The 20959-nt window shown below is 48.7% G+C and carries 23 protein-coding genes; 22 read left to right on the forward strand and 1 reads right to left on the reverse strand.

Features of this window, described 5'->3' with window-relative positions:
- Window positions 1-89: 89 nt before the first annotated feature.
- From rnmV to NSQ58_RS05080, 10 genes are all read left to right on the forward strand, one after another.
- Window positions 90-635 (forward strand): ribonuclease M5, encoded by a 546-nt coding sequence (gene rnmV, locus NSQ58_RS05035; RefSeq protein WP_076265349.1) that lies wholly within the window; start codon window positions 90-92, stop codon window positions 633-635.
- 7 nt (window positions 636-642) lie between these two features.
- Window positions 643-1527 carry a 16S rRNA (adenine(1518)-N(6)/adenine(1519)-N(6))-dimethyltransferase RsmA gene (gene rsmA, locus NSQ58_RS05040; RefSeq protein ID WP_076265350.1) on the forward strand — a complete coding sequence of 295 codons (885 nt, stop codon included), beginning with the start codon at window positions 643-645 and terminating at the stop codon, window positions 1525-1527.
- A 55-nt stretch (window positions 1528-1582) separates the two neighbouring features.
- Window positions 1583-2479, forward strand: a complete 897-nt coding sequence (yabG, locus tag NSQ58_RS05045) for a sporulation peptidase YabG (protein WP_023986432.1) — start codon at window positions 1583-1585, stop codon at window positions 2477-2479.
- A 201-nt stretch (window positions 2480-2680) separates the two neighbouring features.
- Complete coding sequence (veg, locus tag NSQ58_RS05050) at window positions 2681-2962, forward strand: biofilm formation stimulator Veg (RefSeq protein WP_013308120.1); 282 nt, start codon at window positions 2681-2683, stop codon at window positions 2960-2962.
- A 162-nt stretch (window positions 2963-3124) separates the two neighbouring features.
- Window positions 3125-3304 (forward strand): small, acid-soluble spore protein, alpha/beta type, encoded by a 180-nt coding sequence (locus NSQ58_RS05055; RefSeq protein WP_007428013.1) that lies wholly within the window; start codon window positions 3125-3127, stop codon window positions 3302-3304.
- Between the two features lie 144 nt (window positions 3305-3448).
- The gene (gene ispE, locus NSQ58_RS05060; RefSeq protein WP_013308121.1) at window positions 3449-4303 is read left to right on the forward strand and encodes a 4-(cytidine 5'-diphospho)-2-C-methyl-D-erythritol kinase; all 855 of its coding nucleotides are present in this window, start codon (window positions 3449-3451) and stop codon (window positions 4301-4303) included.
- 181 nt (window positions 4304-4484) lie between these two features.
- Window positions 4485-5312 (forward strand): pur operon repressor, encoded by an 828-nt coding sequence (purR, locus tag NSQ58_RS05065; protein WP_013308122.1) that lies wholly within the window; start codon window positions 4485-4487, stop codon window positions 5310-5312.
- Between the two features lie 175 nt (window positions 5313-5487).
- Window positions 5488-5775 carry a septation regulator SpoVG gene (spoVG, locus tag NSQ58_RS05070; RefSeq protein WP_007428016.1) on the forward strand — a complete coding sequence of 96 codons (288 nt, stop codon included), beginning with the start codon at window positions 5488-5490 and terminating at the stop codon, window positions 5773-5775.
- 345 nt (window positions 5776-6120) lie between these two features.
- Window positions 6121-7518 carry a bifunctional UDP-N-acetylglucosamine diphosphorylase/glucosamine-1-phosphate N-acetyltransferase GlmU gene (gene glmU / locus NSQ58_RS05075; protein WP_080658680.1) on the forward strand — a complete coding sequence of 466 codons (1398 nt, stop codon included), beginning with the start codon at window positions 6121-6123 and terminating at the stop codon, window positions 7516-7518.
- A gap of 59 nt (window positions 7519-7577) precedes the next feature.
- Window positions 7578-8531, forward strand: a complete 954-nt coding sequence (locus NSQ58_RS05080) for a ribose-phosphate diphosphokinase (RefSeq protein ID WP_013308125.1) — start codon at window positions 7578-7580, stop codon at window positions 8529-8531.
- 68 nt (window positions 8532-8599) lie between these two features.
- On the opposite strand, the gene NSQ58_RS05085 is transcribed toward NSQ58_RS05080, so the two are convergent.
- Complete coding sequence (locus tag NSQ58_RS05085; RefSeq protein ID WP_023986434.1) at window positions 8600-8800, reverse strand: hypothetical protein; 201 nt, start codon at window positions 8798-8800, stop codon at window positions 8600-8602.
- Window positions 8801-8874: 74 nt separating this feature from the next.
- On the opposite strand from NSQ58_RS05085, the gene pth reads away from it, so the two are divergent.
- The 12 genes from pth to NSQ58_RS05145 all read left to right on the forward strand — a co-directional run bounded on the left by pth (window position 8875) and on the right by NSQ58_RS05145 (window position 20942).
- Entirely contained in the window at window positions 8875-9435 is a 561-nt protein-coding gene (gene pth, locus NSQ58_RS05090) for an aminoacyl-tRNA hydrolase (protein ID WP_023986435.1), read from the forward strand.
- A gap of 86 nt (window positions 9436-9521) precedes the next feature.
- Entirely contained in the window at window positions 9522-9752 is a 231-nt protein-coding gene (locus NSQ58_RS05095; RefSeq protein WP_013308128.1) for an anti-sigma-F factor Fin family protein, read from the forward strand.
- A gap of 134 nt (window positions 9753-9886) precedes the next feature.
- The gene (mfd, locus tag NSQ58_RS05100) at window positions 9887-13414 is read left to right on the forward strand and encodes a transcription-repair coupling factor (RefSeq protein ID WP_023986436.1); all 3528 of its coding nucleotides are present in this window, start codon (window positions 9887-9889) and stop codon (window positions 13412-13414) included.
- Complete coding sequence (locus NSQ58_RS05105) at window positions 13398-14516, forward strand: peptidylprolyl isomerase (RefSeq protein ID WP_341056979.1); 1119 nt, start codon at window positions 13398-13400, stop codon at window positions 14514-14516. Before mfd ends, NSQ58_RS05105 begins: the two co-directional genes overlap by 17 nt.
- Window positions 14517-14683: 167 nt before the next feature.
- Window positions 14684-15226, forward strand: coding sequence for a stage V sporulation protein T (gene spoVT, locus NSQ58_RS05110; RefSeq protein WP_023986438.1), 543 nt, complete (start codon window positions 14684-14686; stop codon window positions 15224-15226).
- A gap of 141 nt (window positions 15227-15367) precedes the next feature.
- The gene (locus NSQ58_RS05115) at window positions 15368-17026 is read left to right on the forward strand and encodes a putative polysaccharide biosynthesis protein (protein WP_341056980.1); all 1659 of its coding nucleotides are present in this window, start codon (window positions 15368-15370) and stop codon (window positions 17024-17026) included.
- A gap of 159 nt (window positions 17027-17185) precedes the next feature.
- Window positions 17186-18685, forward strand: coding sequence for a nucleoside triphosphate pyrophosphohydrolase (gene mazG / locus NSQ58_RS05120; protein WP_076160992.1), 1500 nt, complete (start codon window positions 17186-17188; stop codon window positions 18683-18685).
- A gap of 333 nt (window positions 18686-19018) precedes the next feature.
- Window positions 19019-19291, forward strand: coding sequence for an HU family DNA-binding protein (locus NSQ58_RS05125; RefSeq protein ID WP_007428028.1), 273 nt, complete (start codon window positions 19019-19021; stop codon window positions 19289-19291).
- Complete coding sequence (locus tag NSQ58_RS05130) at window positions 19291-19569, forward strand: RNA-binding S4 domain-containing protein (RefSeq protein ID WP_016818913.1); 279 nt, start codon at window positions 19291-19293, stop codon at window positions 19567-19569. Before NSQ58_RS05125 ends, NSQ58_RS05130 begins: the two co-directional genes overlap by 1 nt.
- Window positions 19570-19748: 179 nt before the next feature.
- Complete coding sequence (gene yabP / locus NSQ58_RS05135) at window positions 19749-20033, forward strand: sporulation protein YabP (protein WP_013368685.1); 285 nt, start codon at window positions 19749-19751, stop codon at window positions 20031-20033.
- Window positions 20030-20608, forward strand: a complete 579-nt coding sequence (gene yabQ / locus NSQ58_RS05140) for a spore cortex biosynthesis protein YabQ (protein WP_023986441.1) — start codon at window positions 20030-20032, stop codon at window positions 20606-20608. The genes yabP and yabQ overlap by 4 nt, the downstream gene beginning before the upstream one ends.
- A gap of 4 nt (window positions 20609-20612) precedes the next feature.
- Window positions 20613-20942 carry an FtsB family cell division protein gene (locus tag NSQ58_RS05145; RefSeq protein WP_013308137.1) on the forward strand — a complete coding sequence of 110 codons (330 nt, stop codon included), beginning with the start codon at window positions 20613-20615 and terminating at the stop codon, window positions 20940-20942.
- Window positions 20943-20959 lie beyond the last annotated feature (17 nt).

Genomic DNA, 20959 nt, shown 5'->3' on the forward strand with positions numbered 1-20959 from the left:
CTAAGAAGAGGATATCCTCTTCTTATTTTGTTTTCAAAAGCAGGGAAAGATAAATATAGCTTGCTGTGTAGCAGTGGAGGGAAACGCAAATGATCAAGGAAGTGATCGTGGTAGAGGGCCGGGATGATACGGTGGCCATTCGCCGCGCTGTTGATGCGGATACGATAGAAACTGGCGGCTCCGCCATTAATAAAATGACGCTGCGTAAAATTGCATTGGCGCAGGAGCGGCGGGGGGTCATCATTTTAACCGATCCCGATCATGCAGGGGAGCGCATCCGTAAGATTATCGCTTCCAAGGTACCCGGCTGCAAGCAGGCCTTTATACCCGAGGCAGAAGCGACGCGCAAAGGAGATATTGGCGTGGAGAATGCCTCACCAGAAGCGATCAGACACGCTCTTGCACGGGTCCATACGACAGTGGAAGGCGCCGACCCGCTGATTGAGTGGGCGGACCTGATTGATGCTGGACTCATCACCCATCCCAATGCTGCTGCACGCCGTATGGCCTTAGGGAATGTGCTGGGTATTGGTTATTGCAACGGAAAGCAGCTACATAAACGGCTCTCTGTATTTCAGATCAGCCGCGAGGAATTTGCCGGGGCGCTGGCACAAATTGAAAGTGAAGGATTGTGATATCCGTATGACAGGGATTCAAGATATAGCAACACCGCGGCGTACGAAGGAAATTATTCAACGGCACGGTTTTTCGTTCAAAAAGAGTTTGGGACAAAATTTCCTGATTGATCAGAATATTCTCAATAAGATTGTAAATGCTGCCGGATTGGATGAGACGAAGGGCGCACTTGAGATCGGTCCTGGGATTGGTGCTTTGACCGAGAAGCTGGCCCAATCGGCCAAGGCAGTTACCGCTGTCGAGATTGACCAGCGGCTACTGCCAATTCTCGAAGAAGTGTTGGCCCCTTACGAGCATGTGAAGGTACGTCATGGAGATGTGTTGAAGCTGGATTTGCGCGAGGTGTTCGCAGCCGATTTTGCAGACGTGAGCAAAGTAAGTGTCGTGGCTAATCTGCCGTACTACGTTACTACACCGATTCTGATGAGGCTGCTGGAGGACAAGCTCCCTTTGGAGAATATCGTCATTATGATCCAAAAAGAAGTGGCTGAGCGTATGGCTGCGTCTCCTGGAACGAAGGATTACGGCAGCCTGAGCATTGCGGTGCAATATTACAGCGAACCTGAATTAGTCTGTATTGTGCCGAATACAGTATTTATTCCCCAGCCGAATGTGGAGTCTGCAGTCATCCGGTTGCGTGTACGGGAAGCCCCTCCAGTGGAAGTGGTGGATGAGAAGCATTTTTTTGAAGTGGTTCATGCTGCTTTTGCCCAGCGTCGTAAAACCATTTCCAATAACTTAAAAAGCCGTTTCTTCACCAAAGAGAACAGGGACACGCTGGAGCCGTTGTTGCAACAAGCTGGTATTGAACCCTCCCGTCGAGGAGAAACGCTAAGTATTGAGGAATTTGCGCGTCTCAGCGCTGTGCTGTTGGAGGCAGGTATATCCTAAGCTGGAACCAAACTGTGCATTCACCCATACGATATAGGAGGGGTGATACAGTGTGATGAGTTTAGGAGACTTGGTCGTTCGGAAATCGTACGGCGGAGATGTCACGTTTCGTGTTGAGGACATCCAGCGGGATAAAGCGATCATTAAGGGAATAGAATTTCGGCTGCTGGCCGATTCCCCAGTGAACGATCTGGTCAGAGTGCCTGCAGACCAGATTAGCGGTAAGACTCAGCAGGCCCATATTAAGGCTGGTGAGTCTCTTAATCTGTTGCAACGGGCACGCCAGCAGCAAGCTGCTCGTAGTCAGGCAGCTCTGGTTGGGGACTGGAGTGATCCGGTCGAGTCAACGTATTTTGAAATGCCGGGAAAGGTTCTTCATCTGGATGGAGATCCCGGCTATTTGAAAAAATGTCTCAGTTTATATGAACAGCTCCGTGTTCCTGCAGAGGGACATCACGTTCACGAATCGGCAATGGCGGACACGTTGTACCGACTGCTTCCCCGTATCCGTCCGGATATCGTAGTCATTACCGGACATGACGGTGTGCTGAAGCAGCCACAGCCTTACGATTTGTACAGCTTGAAAAGTTATAAAAATTCGCAAAATTTTGTGGCGGCGATTCAGGTAGCAAGACAATATGAACGTCATCTGGATTCGCTGACGATTGTAGCGGGGGCGTGCCAGTCCCATTTTGAGGCGCTGCTACGTGCGGGAGCGAACTTCGCCAGCTCACCAGGGCGTATCCTGATTCACGCGCTGGACCCCGTTTACGTGGCTGCCAAGGCGGCCTTTACTTCGATCCGTGATACGGTCAACATGGGGGACCTGTTTCACCAGACAATCAGTGGCAGTCGCGGAGTGGGTGGAATTGAAACTAGGGGAAGCTATCGCATCGGCCTGCCGAAGCTTGAAAATTTGTCTACGCTTAAAGTAACGCCTTCCGCAATCTAGGATTCAAATGTGCCAATAGGATTAATCTGAACAAAAAGCCTCTGCTTTCAGAGGCTTTTTGTCATTTTTTATATAAATTATTCCTGTTCGCAAAAAATTAAATTGACAACTTATTTTTCGTGTTGTTATAATATTTAGCTTGATTTGACAATCCCTCTAAAATTCGTTATAATGGACAAGGAAAGAGGTGGTCGTTAGGCAATGGCTAAAAATACGCTGTTGGAAATCAAACGCAGTCTCGACGCACATGTAGGGCAAAAAATTTTGCTGCGGGCTAACGGCGGACGCCGTAAGACCGTCGAACGAACTGGTGTCTTGGAAGAAACGTACCCTTCTGTTTTTATCGTCAAGCTGGATCAGGAGCAACAGACGTTTAAACGTGTCTCCTACAGCTATGCTGACATTCTTACCGAGTCGGTGGAAGTCAGCGTATATGATCCCGACTCCCATACAAGTGTAGTCGAATATTTTGAAACACCTTAATTAATTTCGTGATTTATACCAGCTTCGCAGGTTTAACGACGGCTTCGTCATTTCAAATGACGGGGCCGTTTTGTATATACAGAGCAGGATGAAGCATGACATCTCTGCACATACTAAGCCGGGAATGATCTTCCTTATTCCATTGCCGAAGGAGGCGTATGTATGAGCCGAAGAAGACGGAGTGTCATGTCGGAGGAGCTAAAGTACGAGCTGGCCAAAGATCTTGGATTTTACGACACGGTCAAGGAAGAAGGCTGGGGAGGCATTAAAGCCAAGGATGCGGGCAATATGGTCAAGCGGGCTATCCAACTTGCCGAGCAGGCAGCTTCCCGCAAATCGTAGCCATCGGTGGTGCTGATGAAAAGCGGGGATATCCGGGATTAGACCGGGTCATCTCCGCTTTTTTGAACCTCATGACTTGACACGCTGAGTCTGATATAATATGTTAAGCTGTCTTGAGGGAAAAGTTGAAGGTGGGTGAACGCCTTGAAAATATATGAAAAAGCACCGGCGAAAATCAATTTAATGCTTGATGTTCTACGTAAGCGGGACGATGGTTATCACGAGGTCGAAATGATTATGACCATGGTCGATCTGTCTGACCGATTGACGATGTCTGAGTTACCGCGTGATACCATTATTATTTCAAGTCAAGCCGGGTACATACCATTGGATGAAAAGAACTTGGCTTTTCAGGCTGCGCGTCTGATCAAAGAACGTTATAACGTGTCTACGGGCGTCCACATCCATCTGGATAAGCATATCCCAGTGGCGGCAGGGTTGGCAGGTGGAAGTAGTGATGCTGCCGCAGCGCTGCGTGGACTGAACAAGCTATGGAAGCTTGGCATCTCGGATGCAGAGTTAAGGGTGCTGGGTGCTGAGCTGGGCTCAGATGTACCTTTCTGTATTACAGGGGGTACAGCTTTAGCGAGCGGACGCGGAGAACTGCTCAAGCCACTTCCGAATCCGCCACAATGCTGGGTGATCCTTGCGAAGCCGCCGATTAATGTGTCGACGGCTGAAGTGTATGGTCGTGTCAAAGCAGATCAGATTACGCACCACCCGTCTGCCCGCCAGATGGAGCATGCGATCCGTAACGCTTCTTTTACCGATGTATGCAACGCGCTGGGGAATGTACTGGAGGATGTAACACTAAAGCTGTATCCAGAGGTAGAGCATCTTAAAAGCTCCATGATCCGCTTAGGAGCAGACGGTGTGCTGATGTCAGGTAGTGGACCTACGGTGTTCGGACTGGTATCGAAGGAAGCCAAAGTGCCACGGATTTACAATGGACTAAGAGGGTTTTGTAAAGATGTGTATGCAGTACGACTTTTGACCTGATTTTAGATAATTTTTTCTTATTATAGTGGTAATTGTTGTACAAATACGTACGAAGATGATATATTTACTATTAAATATTCGGATTTTACTATATCACTTACATTCCGCCAGCAACCGGCCAGTCCGCCGGTGCTTTACTGTACAAAGCGGGCGGCAGGAGAATAGATCGCGAGGAATTGTTGTGAAAAAACTTAAAAGAAGCTCACGATTGGTGGAAATGACGCAATTTTTGTTGTCACGGCCGCATACGCTGGTGCCTCTTACTCATTTTGCGGATCGCTACGGGGCAGCTAAGTCGTCCATAAGCGAGGATCTGGCCATCATCAAGGAAGTATTTGAGGATGAGGGCACTGGCGAGCTTCTGACGCTGGCGGGAGCGGCAGGGGGCGTGAAACTGATCCCGAGGCTTTCCAAGCAGCATGCGCTTGCGTTTGCGAACGACCTGTGTGCGCAACTGGAGCAGCCTGACCGCATATTACCGGGAGGATACCTGTATTTGTCCGATTTGCTGGGCCAACCTGCGATGATGAACGAAGCTGGTAAAATATTCGCGACCGCTTTTGCCAATCGTCAGATTGATGTGGTTATGACGGTGGAGACCAAGGGTATTCCACTTGCCTATGCAACCGGAGCACAGCTGAATTTGCCAGTCGTTCTCGTACGGCGTGATCATCAGGTGACAGAAGGTTCGGCTGTAAGTATTAATTATGTTTCAGGATCACAAAAGAGCCTGCATACGATGTCTTTATCCAGACGTGCGATGCGTGAGAAATCGCGTGTGCTCATCGTAGATGATTTTATGAAGGCCGGTGGCACGATTCAGGGGATGGTCGACTTGTTGGCTGAGTTCGATGCTGAGGTGGCCGGTGTAGGTGTGCTGGTAGAATCAGGCGAGGTGGAGAACGAAGAGCGCCTGCTGCACGATTATATTTCACTGGCGAATCTGACCGCAGTCGATTCTCGAAGCAAGCAAATTACAGTCAAGCTGGGCAATTATTTTGATGAGTGAACAGGGCAGTAAATTGTCACAATCCATCATAAAATACCTAAATATGTCGAAAAGAAATCTTTTCAAAAAAATTACCTGAATTTAGGATACGAATTGCCGAAAAAAAGAAGGATTTCGAACTGCTGTGTGGAATGTATACACCAAGTCCTATTTGGAAAAAGGTGGTGAAACACACATGCAGATTACGGATGTTAGACTCCGCCGAGTGAACTCAGAAGGAAGAATGAAGGCGATTGCATCCATTACGATTGATAATGAGTTTGTTGTTCATGACATCCGAGTTATCGACGGTAATAACGGGATGTTCGTAGCTATGCCAAGCAAACGAACTCCAGACGGAGAGTTTCGCGATATCGCTCACCCGATATCTTCAGGAACCCGTGAGAAGATCCAAGCTGCTGTATTGACTGAGTACGAACGTGCAGCTGTGGATGAAGAAGTTGCTATTGAAGAAGGCGCTTAATTCGCCTAAAGCAGGATTGGGGTACAAAAGAAAAAGAGAGCCACTAACTGTGGCTCTCTTTTCTTTTTGTCTGGAATGAGATATATTCTTTAGTGAGTTAACAGTCAGTTTTAAGGCAACTTGGAGCCATCCGGGCTGCCGAAGCGGCTTTTTCATAAGACAGGGACTAGGCAGCGATGCGTCCCGGGGATGAATGTCCAGCACAAGCTGGCCTGAAAAAATAGCCATTAACCAAAGGTTCGCCGTTATTTTTCAGGAGGATTGTGAAAAGTTAAGCAAAATCTGATCTGGGAATTAACGTTTTAGCCAAGGGGTAACTGTTATTTTCAGGATAGGAGGTTGGACTTGTTGGAAAGGTTGGCAGTCATTCTTGCCGCAGGGCAGGGAAAACGTATGAAATCCAAATTATATAAAGTTCTGCATCCGGTGTGCGGAAAACCGATGGTCGGGCATGTGCTCGACACGGTTCGTGAAATCGGTGTGTCCCGAAGTGTAGTCGTCGTGGGTCATGGAGCAGAGGCGGTACAGTCTTATTTGGGACCGTCGGCAGAATATGCGCTTCAGGCAGAGCAGTTGGGAACGGGCCATGCTGTCAAGCAAGCCAAGGACTTGCTCGGTCAGGAAAAAGGTACAACCATTGTCATTTGTGGGGATACTCCTTTGATCACAGCGGAAACGCTAGAGGGCTTGGTGCAACTGCACGAGAGCCGTGGGGCGGCTGCGACGATTCTGACCGCTGAGTTGGACGACCCGAAAGGATATGGACGAGTTATCCGTGATGCTTCCGGGGCCGTGCTCAAGATCGTGGAACAGAAAGATTGTTCACCTGAGGAAGATGCTGTCCGGGAGATCAATACGGGAACGTACTGCTTTGACAATGCCAAGCTGTTTGCAGCGCTGGACAAGGTAACGAACACCAATGCACAGCAGGAATATTATCTGACAGATGTCATTGGTATTTTGCATGGTGAAGGTGAGCAGGTTGAGGCGTATTTGACAGATGATGTGTCTGAATCCATCGGTGTTAACGACAGAGTCGCTTTGTCGGTAGCTGAGGGCTATATGCGTGAGCGCATCGTCCGCAAGCATATGCTGAATGGTGTCACTGTCATTGATCCGTCTTCTACCTATATCGGGAGCGAGGTTGTTATTGGTTCCGATACGGTACTGTACCCGAACACATGGCTGCATGGTCAAACACAAATCGGAGAAGATTGTGTGATTGGTCCGCAGGCTGAGATTCAGAATACGATTATCCATTCAGGCGCAACGGTAAAACATTCGGTGTTGAACGAAGCGGAAGTGGGAAGCAGTACCTCTGTGGGGCCGTTTGCTTATCTGCGTCCAGGCGCGAAGCTTGGCGAACATGTGAAAATTGGTGATTTTGTTGAGGTGAAAAATGCGACCATTGGAGATCATTCCAAGGTGTCTCATTTGAGCTATGTCGGTGATGCCAAGGTGGGTACAAACGTAAATATTGGCTGCGGGGCAATAACGGTCAATTATGATGGATATAATAAATCTATTACAGAAATTGAAGACGATGCCTTTATTGGCAGCAACGTGAATCTGATCGCCCCGATTAAGATTGGAAAAGGTGCTTATGTTGTAGCAGGCTCCACTGTAACACATGCTGTCCCTGATAACGATCTGGCCATTGCCAGACCACGTCAAGAGAACAAAGCCGGATATGCGGACAAAATCCGCGCACGTGCCAAAGCGAAGAAGAAAAGATCGGAATGACCTTAATCAGCAAGCTGTTGAATCTGTAATGAATGAACCAGCACGGAGGGTTTCTATTAATGACTTATTGCGATTCCAAACTCAAAATATTTACTTGTAACTCCAATCCGAAGTTAGCCCACCAGATTGCGGACTACATCGGCATCCCAATGGGGGAATCCCATACCACATCGTTTAGTGACGGTGAAATCCAGGTTAAGCTGTCGGAAAGCGTACGCGGCTGCCATGTGTATATTGTACAGTCAACTTGTCTGCCGGTTAACGACAACTTGATGGAGTTATTGGTTATGATTGATGCACTTAAACGCGCTTCTGCCAAAAGTATCAATGTCGTTATGCCATATTACGGTTACGCTCGTCAGGATCGTAAAGCTCGTTCACGCGATCCGATTACAGCGAAACTTGTCGCTAACTTGATTGAAAAAGCGGGAGCTCACCGCGTGATCAGCATGGATTTGCATGCGATGCAGATTCAGGGATTCTTTGATATTCCAGTGGATCATATGCTGGGAGCGCCAATTCTGGCCCAATATTTCCGTTCCAAGCAAATTGAGAACCCGATTGTCGTCTCACCCGATCATGGCGGGGTTGTTCGTGCGCGTAAGCTGGCGGACTTCCTGAGTGCGCCGCTCGCTATTATTGATAAGCGTCGTCCAGAGCCAAATGTCAGTGAAGTGATGAATATCATCGGGAACATTGAGGGTAAAACGGCTATTTTAATTGATGATATCATTGATACAGCCGGAACGATTGTATTAGGTGCAAATGCGCTTAAAGAAGGCGGCGTAAAAGATGTGTATGCATGTTGTACACATGCTGTGCTTTCTGGTCCTGCTATGGAAAGACTGGAGAATTCGCCATTAAAAGAGGTGGTTGTGACGGATACGATCCCGATCGTTCACCCGAATCCGACAAGCAAGCTGAAGGTATTGTCTGTGGCTCCATTAATGGGAGAAGCTATCATCCGTGTGCATGAAGAATTGTCGATCAGCAAACTGTTTGAAATCGAATAAGCGCTGGCTCATTAAAAAAGGGGTTGCCTTTTCCATATGGAAAAGGTAACCCCTATCAGCATGTCAGGCTAAAAGCCTGGGCGAGATATGAATGTGAAGCGTTGACGATTGTATAGTGTGTCCTCTATTTCGACGAAATGCTCATTAAAACGCGCAACGATGCCAATCTGAATATGTACATTCCCGTCATATATCTGGACAGGAACGGAATGTTTTAAATGATATAGAAAATGGCTGTCATATAAGAGGATATCACCTTGATTGAGCATACCGGCACGCACCTTCCTATTCAATACAACTATTTTACCAAAAAATACAGACTGCGAAAGAGGGTGTCAAGGTTATGAAGTGGATTGTAGGATTGGGCAACCCCGGTCCCCAATACGAGAAAACGAGACATAATGTCGGATTTATGGCATTGGATGCTCTTGCCTCGCGTCATAACATCCAGATTAACCAAAGCAAATGCAAGGCGTTGATTGGAGAAGGCCACATTGGTGGCGTAAAAACCGTACTGATTAAGCCAATGACCTATATGAATCTATCAGGCGAGTCTCTACGTGCTTATATGGACTACTATAAGGCCGATATGGAAGATCTGGTTGTCGTGTACGATGATCTGGATACTGAAGTCGGTAAAATAAGATTGCGTTATCAAGGTAGCGCAGGCGGTCATAACGGCATTAAATCGATCATTCAGCATACCGGCACGCAGTCCTTCAATCGGATACGTATGGGCATTTCCCGCCCGGAACCTGGACATGCTATTGTCGATTATGTTCTGGGTACCTTTCCCAAGAAGGAAAAAGAATTACTGGCCGGAATGATCGAGGACACGTGCAACGCCTTAGAGCATAGCTTGAGTCATCCGTTTGAACGGACGATGGCTGAATTCAACAAGTAAGTTCAGACGCAGGCAGACGGGCTTAAATGGAAGATTGTTGGACATACTGAAAGGTATAGAAAACTTTCAGGAGGCATATACATTACATGATTGTTAATTATGTATGCAGACATTGTCGAACTTTCTTGGGACGAATTGATTCCGCGGCAATAACCGAAGAAAGGTTGGGCTTCCATTCCTTGACCCCTGCCGAACGTAGAGATATAATAGCGTATAATTCGGGTGGTGAAGTGACCGTCAAAGTCATTTGCGAGCATTGCAGTCAGGCATTGGAGAATAATCCTGAGCTGAGTCTGCTCGTTAATCCGCTCCAATAACAGGTATTCAACTGGTAGGATGTACCAGCTTGAGAGGTGAAGCGGCAATTCCGCTTATGGAGCCTTGGCAGCATTGCTGAGGCTTCTTTTTCGGTTTACATGTAACTATTTATAAGCATAAAGGGGTGCCTTTTTTGTTACAAGCACTTATTCAGGCTTTTACGAAGGATGCTGATTATGCATCCATTGCAGCAGGTATATCATCAGGAATGAAGGAACAACTGATATCAGGTTTATCAGGCTCTTCCCGACAGGTACTGATGGCCGCGCTTGCCGAAGATACCGGACGACCGTTAATGGTCATGACGCACAATATGTTTGCCGCTCAAAAAATAGCAGATGACTTACAGGAAGCGCTTTCTCCTGATCAGGTTTTATTGTATCCTGCTAATGAGCTGGTAGCTGCTGAAGCAGCAATATCCAGTCCAGAGACATTGTCCCAACGAATTGATGTATTGATACGCTGCGCCCAGGGTTTTCGTGGGATTGTTGTCGTGCCGTTTTCTGGTGTCCGACGTTTACTGCCAATTCCGGAAACATGGCGTGAGGCTCGTATTGAGCTGAAAGAAGGCGAAACGATTCAGCTGGAAGCGTTTTTGCTACATATGGTCGAGATGGGATACCAGCGTGTAGAGCGTGTGGAATCACGTGGAGAGATGAGCGTACGCGGAGGAATTATTGATTTTTATCCAATGACAACCCGTTGGGGCTATCGTGTGGAGCTGTTTGACGATGAAATTGATTCGATCCGTAAGTTTGATCCGCAAGATCAGCGTTCGGTGGAGAAGGTTCAGGACGTTACCGTAACACCGTGTAAGGAAGTTATTGCGAATAACCAGCGTATGGACCAGGCGGCGGATGCCGCTGCTATTTTGTTGGAGGAGCAGCTGGGCAAAATGACGGATCGTCAAGCTAAGCAGCATCTGAAAGAAGAGATCCATCGTGAAATTGAGTTGCTGCGAGAGCATGTGTATTTTGACGAAATCTATAAATATATCTCCCTGCTGTATCCTGAACGTAAAACCCTAGCAGACTATATGCCGGAAGATACGATTCTGATTATTGATGAACCGGCACGTATGCTGGAAACAGCCAAGCAACTGGAACGAGATGAGTCAGAATGGAATCTGCATTTGCTTCAAAACGGTAAAACGTTACCGCAGCTAGAACTGTCAGATGACGCGGACAATCTGCTGTACAACCGGAGATTTCAGACGTTGTTCCTGTCGATTTTCCTCCGTCAGGTTCCTCATACCCAGCCACAAAATATTTTGAACTTCATCTGCCGAGGCATGCAGGATTTCCATGGCCAAATGAATGTGCTCAAGGCGGAGATGGATCGTTGGCGCAAAGCAGGCACACAGGTTATGATGCTGGCGAGTGGAGATGAACGTCTGGACCGGATGCGCAGAGTGCTTGAAGATTACGGTATTGATGAGCCGACGATGGCTATAGGCAATCTGCAAAGCGGTTTTGAAATGCCGTCTATTCATCTGGCAGTCATTACCGAGGGTGAAATGTTTTCCCAGAAGCAGCGGAAAGCTCGTAAGCAGGGTCGGCATGTGGACAATGCAGAACGGATTAAGAGCTATAGCGAGCTGAAGGTGGGCGACTACGTCGTACACCAAAATCACGGGATCGGGAAGTACATGGGAATCGGCACGCTGGAGGTTGGCGGTATCCATAAGGATTACATGCATGTCCTCTATGCGGGTGGAGATAAGCTGTCTGTGCCGATTGAACAAATTGATCTGATTCAGAAATATGTCGGCTCAGAGGACAAGGAACCCAAGATTTATAAACTGGGTGGCAATGAGTGGACACGGGTTAAAAGTAAGGTGCGCAGCTCGGTTCAGGATATTGCGGATGACTTGATCAAGCTATATGCAGAACGACAGTCGGCACCAGGGTTTGCTTTTGAAAAGGATTCACCTGAGCAACAAGAGTTTGAAGATATGTTCCCGTATGATGAGACACGTGACCAGATTCGGGCCATTGAAGAGATTAAGAAGGACATGGAGCAGAGTCGCCCGATGGATCGTTTGCTATGCGGTGATGTAGGTTACGGCAAAACTGAAGTTGCTATTCGTGCTGCTTTTAAGTCTGCTATTGAAGGTAAACAAGTAGCGGTGCTGGTACCGACGACAATTTTGGCACAACAACACTATGAGACGTTCCGTGAACGTTTTTCAGGGTATCCGTTCAATATTCAGGTATTGAGCCGTTTCCGCTCGCGCAAAGAGCAGAATGAGACGATTAAAGGGGTCCGGCAAGGCACGGTCGATATTGTCATTGGTACCCATCGTCTGTTGTCGCAGGATCTGGTGTTTAAGGACTTGGGAATGCTGATTGTCGATGAAGAACAGCGATTTGGCGTAACCCATAAGGAAAAGCTGAAGAAGCTGAAAACGAACGTAGATGTGCTGACGTTAACGGCAACACCTATTCCGCGTACGTTGCATATGTCCATGCTGGGTGTGCGTGACTTGTCAGTCATTGAGACGCCACCGGAAAACCGTTTTCCAGTGCAAACCTATGTGGTTGAGCACAGCCAGACTCTAGTTCGTGAGGCCATTGAACGCGAGATGGCACGCGGAGGGCAGGTGTACTATCTGTATAATCGCGTGCAGGGCATTCAGGAGATGGCTGCAGAGATCAATGCGCTCGTACCGGAGGCCAAGGTGGGCGTGGGTCACGGACAGATGTCCGAAACCGAACTGGAGAAAACTATTTTGGATTTCCTGGATGGCGAATATGATGTACTGGTCAGCACCAGCATAATCGAAACCGGTGTGGATATTCCAAATGTGAATACACTCATTGTGCATGATGCCGATAAAATGGGGCTATCCCAGCTTTATCAGCTACGTGGGCGTGTAGGTCGTTCCAATCGGATTGCCTATGCTTACTTCACGTACCAGCGGGATAAGGTGCTCACGGAAGTGGCAGAGAAGCGCCTTCAGTCGATTAAAGAATTTACGGAGCTGGGCTCCGGGTTCAAGATTGCAATGCGCGATTTGTCCATCCGTGGAGCGGGTAACTTGCTTGGCGCTGAGCAGCATGGATTCATCGCATCCGTCGGTTTTGATCTTTACTCGCAGATGCTGGCTGAGGAAATTAATAAACGTAAAGTCAGCGTACTTGGAGAAGAGGATCAGTCCAATCGGAATTGGAGTACGTCGATTGATTTAGGCGTCGATGCTTACTTGCCGGGAGACTATATTTATGACAGCATCCAGAAGATTGAGATTTATAAAAAGGTTGCAGCGGTCAGCACCTTTGACGAGGCTTCCGAACTGGAGGATGAACTGGTCGACCGATTTGGCGATCTGCCAGAGGCTGTGCGTCATTTGCTAGCCGTGGCTCGCCTCAAGGTATATGGACGCATGTATGGCATCGAGTCCATGGTGCAACGGGATGACAATATAGTGCTGAAATTCCATGAAGGGCGCCAGCAGGCGGTACAGACCGCCAAACTTGCCGAGATTGGCAATCGCTTTGAAAGACGTGTACAATTTGAACAGGGCACTTCTATGAGCGCACGCATAAAGGGCAAAGGTCTAAATGATCCACAGTTGCTAGAACTGCTGGAACAATTTTTGAGTGCATTGAAAGAAGCATTCACATTGAAGGAGGAACTGCAAAATGCCACAACTAAATAAAAGAAAACCTTGGAGAATGCTCTCCTTGGGAATGGCAGCGCTGCTAGCTATATCCGTGCTGGCAGCATGTACGAAGCAAGCGGATGAGAACAAGGTCAAGGATGAACCGAAGGACAACAGCAAGGTTGTCGTGACCTATAAGGGTGGAACCATTACCGAAAATGAGTTCAACCAAGAAATCAGCATGATGAAATTCCTTTACCCGGAATATGAGGCTGCGTTAGCTTCGGATCAGGTACGGGAGCAAATTGTAAAGCAGGAAGTGGTGTACAAGCTTCTGGCGGCCAAAGCGGACGACAAAGCCAAGGAGCAGGGTGCCAAAGAAGGGAACGAACAGCTGGAGCAGTATAAAAAGTCAGTCGGAGAAGATAAGTTCAAGACATTTCTGAGTGATAAAAAACTGACCGAACAAGGTGTGAAAGATTACTTCACGCGTGTAATGACGGTAATCAACAGCGAAACCAACAAAGTAACAGATGATCAGCTAAAACAGGAATTTGAGAAAAATAAAGATCAATTCACAACAGCAACCGTGCGTCATGTATTGATTAACTTCGAAGATCCTAAAACGAAGAAACAGCGCAAAAAAGAGGATACCCTCAAGCTGGCTAAAGAAGTGAAGGCGAAGCTGGACGGAGGAGCGGATTTTGCGACGATTGCCAAGAAGTATTCAGAAGACCCAGGTTCTGCGTCTAACGGAGGTCTGTATGAGAATGCATCCGTAGCGCAATGGGTACCTGCATTTAAAGAGGCCGCTGAGACTCAGCCGATTAACAAAATCGGTGAGCCAGTGGAAACGGAATACGGATATCACGTGATCAAAGTGGAGTCCCGCAATGAGCCAACGTTTGATAAATTGAAAGACAACGAAAAGGCTGCCCTGAAAAATAAATTGGCCGGGGAAAGTATCCAAAACTTTACCGAAAATGATTTGACGAAGCTTGATTTGAAAATCAATCTGCCGAAGGTACCAGCTACGCAAGAGAAAAGCGGTGCAACTTCCGGTGCCGGTAGCACAACTACACCGGGCGCAGCAACAAACGGTACGAGCGATACCAATGCAGGAACAGCCAAAGATGGAGCTACAAACGAAGGTAAATAACTGAACATGCATAAGGAATTGGGAACAGATGAATACTATGGTCAGATATCACCATAAACACCATGACCGTGACGTTCTTCGTGACCGCTTCTGGGGGAGTGGAAGCGTCTTTCGATACCGTCAGTAGTTTACTAAATTCTTCTTGAGAAAGTGGGGCAACATGTGAAATGAAAGCTACTGGTATAGTTCGCCGTATTGATGACCTTGGGCGGGTAGTTATTCCAAAGGAAATTCGCCGCACCTTGAGAATTCGTGAAGGAGATCCGCTTGAGATTTTTGTGGATCGTGACGGAGAAGTCATTTTGAAAAAGTATTCACCTATTGGTGAACTTGGTGATTTCGCCAAAGAATATGCTGAGTCCCTGTTTGAAAGCACGGGCCATATTACAATGATTACCGATCGGGACACCATTATTACGGTGGCTGGAGGCTCTAAAAAAGAGTTTCTGGACAAGCCAATCGGTAGCATTATCGAAGGTAGTATGGATAATCGCAAAACTGTGCTGGAGACAGCCAGCGGCTCCTATGAGCTAACGCGAGACCACGAAGAAACACTCTCGTCCTTTGTGGCGGCTCCCATTGTTTCCGGTGGTGATCCCATTGGTTCCGTTGTATTGTTGAACAAGGACGAAAATGTAAAAATGTCCGAAATGGAGATCAAAATGGCTGAAACAGCCGCTGGCTTCCTGGGCAAACAAATGGAACAGTAACCTCCCGTTTCACCCCTGTATGACGTACAGAATGGCGAAAGCCGTCCTACGTTGTACAGGGTTTTTTTTCTTTCCGGGAGAAGAGGCGGTATAATAGGACTCGTGAAAGATGCATATTTCAGGTGGGAGTGAAGACGGAGAATGCAGGAAAATCGCGCCGCTTCGCGGCTGCTACGGGGTGCTGTCATTTTGACACTGGCAGCAGTAGCGAGCAAGCTGATCGGCACAGTGCAAAAAATCCCGCTGCAGAATATCGGCGGCGACGGCGTGTTTGGCATTTATAATACGGTTTATCCTTTTTATACGCTGTTCATTACCATTGCAGCTGCTGGATTTCCGGCTGCAATATCCAAATTTGTAGCTGAGTTTGAGGCAGTGGGAAACCAGGCAGCGGGGCAACGTGTTGCTCGGCTATCTTCGCTTGTCTTGGGTGTCTTTGGATTGATCTTGGGCGTGCTGATGTATACGTGCGCGCCGCTCATTGGTCAATGGATCGACAATGCTCACGTTATTCCATCGGTGAGGGCGGCGGCGTTTGCCTTTTTGTTCGTGCCGGTTATGGCGGGATTGAGAGGATATTTTCAAGGTTTGCAAAATATGCTTCCGACTGCTATCTCCCAAGTGACGGAGCAGGCGATCCGGGTAAGCGTGATGATTATGCTGTTGCTGCTCATGCTGTCGCAAGGAGCGGGGGCGGATATGATTGCCGCCGGAGCAGTGTTTGGTTCAGCAGCAGGTGGAGCAGCGGGATTGGTCGTCATGTTGCTATATTGGCGAAATCACAGGAAGAGGCTTAGAAGGCAAGGGACGGTCATGGCGACAGTGCAAGCACAAACTGGAGAGCTACACCCGGCGGAAAGCAACGGTGCCTTGCTAAAGGCGCTGCTGTGTTATGCCTTGCCTGTTTGCCTTGGAGCGCTAGCCGTTCCGTTAATTAGCCTGGTAGACACTTTTACCGTACCTCGCTTGTTAAAGCAGGAGGGTTTGGACGATACTGCGGTTATGGTGGCCTTTGGCGTGTATAACCGAGGTCTGCCGCTGGTACAGCTAGTCATGATGTTTGCTACCACACTGTCGGCATTATTCATTCCATCGCTGGCTGAGGCGCGGGTGACCGGCGGTACGGAGCTGGCACGTCGCCAGTGCGAGCAATCGCTGCGCTGGTTTTGGTTGCTGGGACTAGCCGCTGCGACAGGCCTGATCGTGCTGGCTGTGCCCGTCAATGTGATGCTGTATGCGGACGACACCGGCAGCGAGGTCATGCGCTGGATGGCGCTAACCGCCGTAGGCGGTACGCTCAGCATCATCTCGGCTGCGCTGCTGCAAGGGCTTGGCGCGGTTCGCGCGCCGGCTCTGGCGATGCTCGCGGCCGCAGTAGCCAAGGCGCTGCTAAACTGGCTGCTCGTGCCGCAGCTAGGCACGGCTGGAGCCGCCATTGCGGGGGCTGTCGCCTATCTGCTGGCGGCGGTGATCAACATCGTGCTGCTGGCTCGCTTGGTAGGCCTGCGTGGGAGCTGGTCCGCCAGCGTGCTCAAGCCGGCGGCACTGCTTATCGCCCTGGCTGGTGCGGCCGGGGCGGCGATGTGGGGCACCAGCGCTGTGCTGGGTGCCTTGGGATGGGCTGCCGGAGGTCGCGCCACGGCAGCCGCGGAGAGCCTGCTGGGCGTAGCAGCAGGCGCCGTTGTGTTCGTGATCGGCCTCGCACGCTTGAGGCTGATCACGGAAGCCGAGCTTGTGGCGGTGCCCAAGCTCGGACGCCCGCTGGCAGCCGTGCTGCGCAGGCTGCGTGTACTGGCTTAGCCCAGGCATAGGGCTTAGGGCGCGAAAGTGGCACAGCCATTTTATGAGCCTATACAACTTTGTGGTATAGTAAGTCCCAAAGCAAAGGAAGCGGAAGCGGGGGTAGGCCGTATATTTTTTCGAGCATGAACCTTGTTTCTGCGAAACGGAGGATTGGATATGAGCGTAACATTAACGGTCGTAGGTTTGGGCTCGGGAGATCCGGATCAGCTTACGATAGGGATATTGAACAAAATGCGGGGCGCTTCAGCGCTGTATCTGCGGACCAAGGAGCATCCTGCGGTTCAAGTGCTGAATGAGTTTGAAGTGGCTTTTGAGTCGTTTGACGAGGTATATGAGACAAAGGAGTCTTTTCCAGAGGTATACGAGGAAATTACCAGCCAATTGATTACGATGGCTGCTAAGGCGGTAGACGGAAGCGAAATCGTATATGCGGTTCCCGGTCATCCGATGGTGGCAGAAGCAGCGGTGCAGTTGCTTAAGGAGCGTTGTCCTGCGCAAGGGATTGAACTGAACATTCTGGGTGGCGAAAGTTTCCTGGATGAAGCTTTTGTGCGTCTTGGTTTTGATCCGATCGAGGGTTTCCAACTGTTGGATGCAGGTACACTGGATGCCAGCTGGCTCCAGCCTCAGTTGCATACGCTGATCGGACAGGTGTATGACACCTTCACGGCTTCTGATGTGAAGCTGTGCCTGATGGAGCGGTATCCTGACGATTATGAGGTGTACGTCGGTCACGCTCTTGGGGTGGAAGGCGAGGAAGCGGTGCACAAGGTGCCGCTGTACGAGCTAGATCGAGTAGAGGGCTACGGGAACCTATCCTTGGTATACATACCTCGCAGTGAAGATGAGGCACTGAAACGGCGTTCTTTTGACCGTTTACACGAGATTGTCGATATTTTACGCAGTCCGGAAGGCTGTCCATGGGATCGTGAGCAGACACATCAGTCGATCCGCAAAAATCTGATCGAAGAAACGTATGAAGTCATTGAAACGATAGATGAGGACGACCCTGAGCATATGAAGGAAGAGCTGGGCGATCTGTTGTTGCAAATTTTACTGCATGCCCAAATGGAAGAGGAAGTCGGAACCTTCAATGTGTATGATGTTATCCAGGGGCTGAATGATAAGCTTATTTTCCGTCATCCACATGTATTTGGTGACAATCAAGCGAATGATGCGGAAGAAGCGCTGCAAAACTGGGAGCAGATGAAGGCTGAGGAAAAACGGCTTAAAGGCACGACGGCAGCAGACCCTTCCGTACTGGATGGGGTTCCACGTGATCTGCCTGCTCTTATGAAATCGTACAAGCTCCAGAAGAAAGCAGCTAAAGTAGGCTTTAACTGGGATAGCATTGAGGGCGTATTCGATAAATTGGACGAAGAAGTGGCTGAGCTGAAGGAAGCGGTTCGTGAAGGGCATGCCGTGGAGGCCCAGTTGCTGGAGTTAGGCGATGTATTATTTGTTGCAGTGAATGCAGCCCGGTTCATGGGAGTAGATCCGGAAGAGGCATTGTCCGCCACCAATCGCAAATTTGTCGACCGTTTCCAGTATATTGAGCAGAAATTACGCGAGCAGGGACGCCGTCCCGAAGACAGCAGCGTAGATGAAATGGAGGCTTACTGGCAGGAAGCGAAAAAGCTCCTTGGCAAAGCGTGATTCCACATATTCGCTTTTGGCTGCACAGAACAGTAAAATGAGACATATGCAGGGTTGAAAGAAGGCCCAGTTTGTGAAGACTTGCCAATGGGCAGAGTTTTGTAGTAGGATGTTGGCTTAACTGGGGTCGAATAAAAAAACGCCTGTCATTGCAGGATTTTTACGGACAAGCCAGAATAACTTGTAGTAATTCTGAAAATAACTGTAGCTTATAGTTAAGCGTGTTACAGTGACATTCAGGAGGGCTTCGGCCACAGTTGGACCTCACGTCTGCTCCATAAATGGACATGCAGCGTGATGATTATTTTTTGACATTTGGGAGGCTTTTATCTTATGAACAAGACAGATCTGATCAACAATATTTCCAGCAAAAGCGGTTTGAGCAAACGTGACGTTGAAGCTGTATTGAATGGCGTTCTTGGTGAAATTACAGATGCACTTGCTAGCGGTGACAAAGTGCAACTGATCGGCTTTGGTACTTTCGAAACACGCAAGCGTTCCAGCCGTACAGGCCGCAATCCACAAACCGGTAACACGATTGAAATTCCAGAATCGACCGTTCCTGCTTTTAAAGCCGGTAATAAGCTTAAAGAAGCCGTTAACTAATGCGTCTTGATAAATTCTTGAAAGTCTCGCGGCTGATTAAGCGGCGTACGGTAGCCAAGGACGTCTCCGAACAAGGGAGAGTGCTGGTGAACGGACGCGAAGCCAAGCCGAGCAGTGCGGTCAAAGTAGGCGATGAAATTACCGTCCAGTTTGGCCAGAAGCTGGTGACCGTGCGAGTGGAACGGCTCGCCGACACTACACGCAAGGACGAGGCTGCAAGTATGTACACTTTGGTAAAGGAAGAGCCTATTGCCAGGGACAATGGTTTGAACTGGTAAGCAGACATCTGATTTTCTCACAACTGTACATGAAAGCATTCCTTCATTATTTTATGAAGGAGTGCTTTTTTTTCTTTAGATGACGAGGTTTCGTCCATCATATGCTGATTAACAGCAAAAGCGGTTCTAAATCATACGGCCCCCTTCATAAGCTAAGAACAGAAGGAGGGGTACATGCCATGATTGAACAAGGGAAGTCCAAGCACCATGATCTGCGCATGCAAAGCCGCAAGCAACTCGATATTTCAGGCGTCAGCAATGTGGAGAGCTTTGACAGTGAAGAATTTTTGCTTCAGACCGAGCTGGGCCATCTCACCATTCGCGGACAACATTTACATATCAAAAACCTCAGTCTAGAAGAGGGGCTGTTGTCCATTGAAGGTTTGATTACTTCCCTCGTCTACCTGGAGCCCGGGGCCCCGGCCAAAAACGGAAAAAGCCTATTCGGCAAGCTCTTCAAATGAACCCTTACACACAATGGCTGACATTGACATGGATGCTGTTGTCGGGCATAGCCATGGGAGTGGTGTTTGACAGCTACCGGGTGCTGTCCATCCGCTTTCATTTTGCCCGCTGGAGCGTTCATATGTTGGACGTGCTGTACTGGGTGGCCTCGGCTTTGTTTATTTTCCGTGTGCTATACGCGAGTAATCGCGGTGAGCTGCGGTTTTATGTCTTTTTAGGACTACTTTTGGGGGTTTGGCTCTATTTTTGGGCCTTTAGTGTTACAACCCAACGTTTTGTGGTAATGTTATTAGAGATAGTTCGCAGACTGACGTTGATCGTGAACAGCATACTGCGCATCCTGATTGTTCTTCCGGTGTTAGCGCTGTATCGGCTGTTACGCAAGCTGGTCGGATGGACATGGACACTTATTGTGTTCCTGGGAAGGATGCTGATATACATCCTGATGCCGGTTTGGAAGCCGATCCTATGGCTGATCGGTCCGCTTAAAGCGCGCTGGAAGACTCCAGAGTTGCTCGTAAAGCTGGGTATCAGACTGAAAAACACAGCGAAAAGATGGTTTGGAAGGAGGTAGTATCATGCGTAATTCGTCTGTAGATCGCCATTCATCTTCTACGTCCAAGTCCAACGCGGGCGGGCGCAGGCGAATCATGATTTGGTTGCTATCGCTTGCCGCCTTTGGTAGTTGGGCAATTTTTACCTTTTTTTCTCAAGGCATGATTATGGCCGATCGAAGTGAACAGCTCACCCAGAAGGAAAAGCAGAAGCAAGCTGCTACACAAACGGAACAACAGCTTCAAACCGAAGTGAATCGTCTCAAGGACCCTGAGTACATTGGCGAGATTGCCAGAAGCAAGTACGGTCTTTACAAACCGGAAGAGACGCCAATCATCGGAGATCAGAAATAGGAACATTATCGGGCCAA

It is taken from the genome of Paenibacillus sp. FSL M7-0134 (assembly GCF_038007865.1).
GTDB lineage: Bacteria > Bacillota > Bacilli > Paenibacillales > Paenibacillaceae > Paenibacillus > Paenibacillus polymyxa_B.

Bases quoted from the DNA above. Each gene is read 5' to 3' on its own strand.
- rnmV (WP_076265349.1), top strand. From the start codon at position 90: ATGATCAAGGAAGTGATCGTGGTAGAGGGCCGGGATGATACGGTGGCC.
- rsmA (WP_076265350.1), top strand. From the start codon at position 643: ATGACAGGGATTCAAGATATAGCAACACCGCGGCGTACGAAGGAAATT.
- yabG (WP_023986432.1), top strand. From the start codon at position 1,583: ATGAGTTTAGGAGACTTGGTCGTTCGGAAATCGTACGGCGGAGATGTC.
- veg (WP_013308120.1), top strand. From the start codon at position 2,681: ATGGCTAAAAATACGCTGTTGGAAATCAAACGCAGTCTCGACGCACAT.
- NSQ58_RS05055 (WP_007428013.1), top strand. From the start codon at position 3,125: ATGAGCCGAAGAAGACGGAGTGTCATGTCGGAGGAGCTAAAGTACGAG.
- spoVG (WP_007428016.1), top strand. From the start codon at position 5,488: ATGCAGATTACGGATGTTAGACTCCGCCGAGTGAACTCAGAAGGAAGA.
- NSQ58_RS05080 (WP_013308125.1), top strand. From the start codon at position 7,578: ATGACTTATTGCGATTCCAAACTCAAAATATTTACTTGTAACTCCAAT.
- NSQ58_RS05085 (WP_023986434.1), bottom strand. From the start codon at position 8,800: ATGCTCAATCAAGGTGATATCCTCTTATATGACAGCCATTTTCTATAT.
- pth (WP_023986435.1), top strand. From the start codon at position 8,875: ATGAAGTGGATTGTAGGATTGGGCAACCCCGGTCCCCAATACGAGAAA.
- NSQ58_RS05095 (WP_013308128.1), top strand. From the start codon at position 9,522: ATGATTGTTAATTATGTATGCAGACATTGTCGAACTTTCTTGGGACGA.
- NSQ58_RS05105 (WP_341056979.1), top strand. From the start codon at position 13,398: ATGCCACAACTAAATAAAAGAAAACCTTGGAGAATGCTCTCCTTGGGA.
- spoVT (WP_023986438.1), top strand. From the start codon at position 14,684: ATGAAAGCTACTGGTATAGTTCGCCGTATTGATGACCTTGGGCGGGTA.
- NSQ58_RS05115 (WP_341056980.1), top strand. From the start codon at position 15,368: ATGCAGGAAAATCGCGCCGCTTCGCGGCTGCTACGGGGTGCTGTCATT.
- mazG (WP_076160992.1), top strand. From the start codon at position 17,186: ATGAGCGTAACATTAACGGTCGTAGGTTTGGGCTCGGGAGATCCGGAT.
- NSQ58_RS05125 (WP_007428028.1), top strand. From the start codon at position 19,019: ATGAACAAGACAGATCTGATCAACAATATTTCCAGCAAAAGCGGTTTG.
- NSQ58_RS05130 (WP_016818913.1), top strand. From the start codon at position 19,291: ATGCGTCTTGATAAATTCTTGAAAGTCTCGCGGCTGATTAAGCGGCGT.
- yabP (WP_013368685.1), top strand. From the start codon at position 19,749: ATGATTGAACAAGGGAAGTCCAAGCACCATGATCTGCGCATGCAAAGC.
- yabQ (WP_023986441.1), top strand. From the start codon at position 20,030: ATGAACCCTTACACACAATGGCTGACATTGACATGGATGCTGTTGTCG.
- NSQ58_RS05145 (WP_013308137.1), top strand. From the start codon at position 20,613: ATGCGTAATTCGTCTGTAGATCGCCATTCATCTTCTACGTCCAAGTCC.